The organism is Empedobacter brevis (assembly GCF_965118635.1).
GTDB lineage: Bacteria > Bacteroidota > Bacteroidia > Flavobacteriales > Weeksellaceae > Empedobacter > Empedobacter brevis_A.
This window is the reverse complement of record NZ_CBCPHV010000025.1, coordinates 1-3,819: the sequence shown is the minus strand read 5'-3', so window position 1 is coordinate 3,819 and position 3,819 is coordinate 1. Positions and strand designations below refer to the sequence as shown.

General features: G+C 29.4%; 5 protein-coding genes. All 5 read right to left on the bottom strand.

The window, feature by feature from the left end; genetic code table 11:
• Window positions 1-115: 115 nt before the first annotated feature.
• Window positions 116-475, bottom strand: a complete 360-nt coding sequence (locus tag ACMHJW_RS14535) for a hypothetical protein (RefSeq protein WP_413534126.1) — start codon at window positions 473-475, stop codon at window positions 116-118.
• Window positions 468-887, bottom strand: a complete 420-nt coding sequence (locus ACMHJW_RS14530) for a hypothetical protein (RefSeq protein ID WP_413534125.1) — start codon at window positions 885-887, stop codon at window positions 468-470. The genes ACMHJW_RS14535 and ACMHJW_RS14530 overlap by 8 nt, the downstream gene beginning before the upstream one ends.
• Window positions 888-894: 7 nt before the next feature.
• The gene (locus tag ACMHJW_RS14525; RefSeq protein WP_413534124.1) at window positions 895-1,446 is read right to left on the bottom strand and encodes a hypothetical protein; all 552 of its coding nucleotides are present in this window, start codon (window positions 1,444-1,446) and stop codon (window positions 895-897) included.
• 14 nt (window positions 1,447-1,460) lie between these two features.
• Window positions 1,461-1,997 carry an N-acetylmuramoyl-L-alanine amidase gene (locus ACMHJW_RS14520; protein ID WP_413534123.1) on the bottom strand — a complete coding sequence of 179 codons (537 nt, stop codon included), beginning with the start codon at window positions 1,995-1,997 and terminating at the stop codon, window positions 1,461-1,463.
• 79 nt (window positions 1,998-2,076) lie between these two features.
• The coding region (locus ACMHJW_RS14515; protein WP_413534122.1) for an SGNH/GDSL hydrolase family protein at window positions 2,077-3,819 on the bottom strand (1,743 nt) is incomplete at its 5' end.

The window sequence follows — 3,819 nt, the reverse complement described above, 5'->3', positions numbered from 1 at the left end:
TATAATCCGCAAAACGAAATGTACACTTTTTCAAAACGAAATGTACAATAAAATCGTAAAACTTATCTCAAATACAAAAGCCGTTTAAATATGTTTTAAACAGCTTTTATATTATCTATTTTTCCCAATTGAATTTAAAATCAGGAGCTTTAATCTTATAAAAAAATTCTAAAGGAGACTCAATTTTAATACTCTTATCTAAAGTTGCTTTATTTCCTGGCATAACTCCACCAATATCCTTAATGTTAATTTCAAAAACTGAGAAAAAGGTATTATTATAGCATTCACTTAATAATAAGATAATATCATTAGTAGATACTTCATATGGAGTAATTATCACCCAATTCAAAGGGAAATAGCGCCACCAATCAAATTTTTTTTCAATTATTTTGTTAAAAAAATTTTGATCATCTTTTTCAGAATTTATATCAGATAAATTTACACTGTAAATTCTATATCTTTTATTATCATTCATTTTCTAGCATTTTTCTGTCATTATCTCCTTTAATTATTACATACTCAGAAGTAGGTAAATTTATTGAAGCTTTCTTTTCACTGTCTCCTACAATTGAAACTTTTTCAATTGCATTTTTTTCTAAATTATACTTTTCAGATCTAAGTAAATCAGGATTTTTAAATAAGCAATAAAAATAAGTGAATAACATTCCAATACCACATATTGTTATTAAAACCATAAAAATATATGGTATAAATGGAATTTCATAATACTTAGTAGCAATAACACCTAGTAAAAAAATCACCATCATACCTAGCAAAGGTTTTATAATATTAGATTTATAACCTTGTGAGGCTACTTGTTCAACCAAAGTTTTAAACAATATCGACATATTGTATTTTTTTTCAAATATAATATTAAAAATTTTCATTTAATGATTATTTACATTTAGATATTATTACTCTTCCACCTATCCAAACTAAGAAGATCACAAAACAGACTACTCCAAACCCTGTTAGATAAGCACCGAATTGAAAGCCTATTGTATCATTCTCTTTGTTGGATTTAAAATAATCAATCAAACGTTGCTCTCTTTGTACTAAATCTTGTTGAAGTTTTACACTATAAATAGAATCCATCAACTTAATCATTTCTGCTTTTGTAAAATTCTCGTCTTTTTGTTGAGCTTGATCTAAAGCCATCGCAATAGCGCCTTGTATATCGAGTTCTAAGCCGTCTTTTGTTTGTTTTAAGGAAACTTTACCTTTATCCTCATTAGTTTTACCAGCATAGGTTAAACCGAGCTTTTGTAGTAGAGTTTCGCTTTTTGAATAGTTTTGCAAATAATCATAGCTAGATTTCTGCAACTGTAGATTTACTGACGAATCATTCTTTACAACATTCTCAGTCTTAACTTCTAACTTCTCTACATCCTTCGTTTTTCGCTTTGTTGCGCAAGATGCTAACGACATCAATGTCGCTACCATCATTATAATTAGTGTTCTCATACTCGTAAATCTTCGAATTGTTTTAAAATCTTAGCATAGGATTTCGCTAACTCTGGTAAAGCTTTTTTGTATGCTTTAATATCATTTGCATTACTAATGAAACCAACTTCAACTAACGCAGCAATACCAGCTCCTTTATGCAGAATACCAATACGTGAATGTTGCGAATCACTTTCTTTTTTCACACCACGATTTGGCAATCCTGTTGCCGAAATTGTTGCCTTTAGAATTTCTGATGCAAACAATCTTGAATCTCCATTAGCATCATTCGCTACTAATACTTCGACACCGCTTGCATTAGATGTTGCAGAATTGAAGTGAATATCTAACAGAACCGATCCACTTCCTGGTTTAATTCTACCTTGGTATTGTGAATTCGTTTCCCAATCTTTATCCAAGATGTATTTTACACCTAATTTGTCAAGTTCTTTGACAATGGCATTTCTGAATTCTATTGTCAAATCGGCTTCTCTATAACCATTGCCAACCGCGCCACTATCGGCGTTGTGATGACCTGCTGATAAATATATCATACCTTAATTTTTAAAATGAGTTTATCCTGCACGTGTAAAAATTACACGTGCTTTAAATTGTTTTTAAATACTGTTTTAATTACATTATACAGCTACGAATAAATGCTGCTACTTGCTCAGAAAATAGTTTATAACCTGCTACATTAGGGTGAACACCGTCTACAAAATATATTGAGTGGTTGTACTGAGAAAATCCTGATTCGCGATACATATCTTTTACTGGAGAAAAGTTTTGGTTTGATGCACTTTTTATAGCGTCCACATAATCGATCAATTTTTTACCAAGAACATTTGTATAAGTATCTGAATCGTTTTTTAATGATGCTTCCATATATCTATGAGTAGGAGTTATGAAATAAAGTTTAATTTTTGGATATTTCAATAAAATTTGTTTAATTCCATAATTCAACGCACCTATTAATGTTGTTACATCTAAATTACTTTTATCAATTAAGCCGATGTCATTACCTCCTGTAAAATCATTTGTTCCGTATTGAATAACAATAAAATCTATTTTACTCCAATCTGTATTTATTAAATTGTTTTTCGTTGTTGTTAATCTTTGTGCCTTTGCTGTATCGCTAGTTTGATAAATTAAATTATCTAATGCAGTTTTTATAATTGACCAATCGCCTGAATTAATAGCTTCTGCAATTTTATAAAAACTTAAATCCTTATAATCTGATAATGTATGTACTGCCATTCTTGTTCCTCCAACACCACAATTTTTAATGTCATATCCTAACAAAGAACCTACTTGTGTTGGTATTGTACCAAATTCGACTGTTGAATCTCCTAAATAAGCACCATTTTTTGAAACACTTTTATTCTGTTGTATGGATGAAGCAAATAAATAAGCTGTATTTAACTCTAAAGTATCAGATAAAGAAATGTTAGTATCAATACTTTTAACTAAATATTTAGTATCAAGCAAAATTCTCATATTAATTCCAGAACTTGAAACCTCTGTTAAATTGACGTTTATGTAACCATTTTTGTCAACAACTTTTTGATTATCACTCCCAATGAAAGTAGACACAGAAATATCATTAACACCAGTAGAGTTGCTTGTTTCATTATATTTAGAAATTTGAACGATAGTAGAGCTAACATTATCTATCTCTAATATTCTTATAAATGATATAAACAATCTCAACCATTCACCCTCCGCATTTTTAAGTTTTGCTTCAATAGGATTAACTAATTCAATATTTTGAATTGCACGGTAATCAAAATTGTTTCGTTTTGGGTTTAATAAATAAGGAGCTGTTTTAGCTCGAATTGAATCAAGTAAATTTTCTGATCCATCTCTTTTTATAAATATTTCATCAGTTAAATTTTCATAAGCTTCTGGAGTAGTTAAGTAAAGAAAACCACTATAATTACTATCTAATTGTCCATTTCTTACACAAAGTATAATTTCTACTTCATTTGGACTTGTCGTAAATTCCCATTCAGTTGTTCCTGCATAAACTCCTTGTTTCGAAAATGATTGCACAATTTTACCATCACTATCTAATGTGTGAAAGTAAACTAAATCAGTTAGGTATAAATTTGTTTTGTGAATTCCAACTGTTATTTTTCTTCTTGTGGTCTTCCACCCATTAGAATTAGCAGTATTAGCATCTTTTAAAACTACTGTATTAGATTTCCACTGATTTTGATCATTAAAATTATCAAACTTAAAAATACTTTCATTTTTGTTAATTCTATTTAACCCTATTAATACAGGTGACACAGCGTTTTCTTCAATATACACTGCAACGGCTTTTTCTTTTGGTAAATCTTCTCCTGTTGGTGATAATACATCAACACCTGTTTG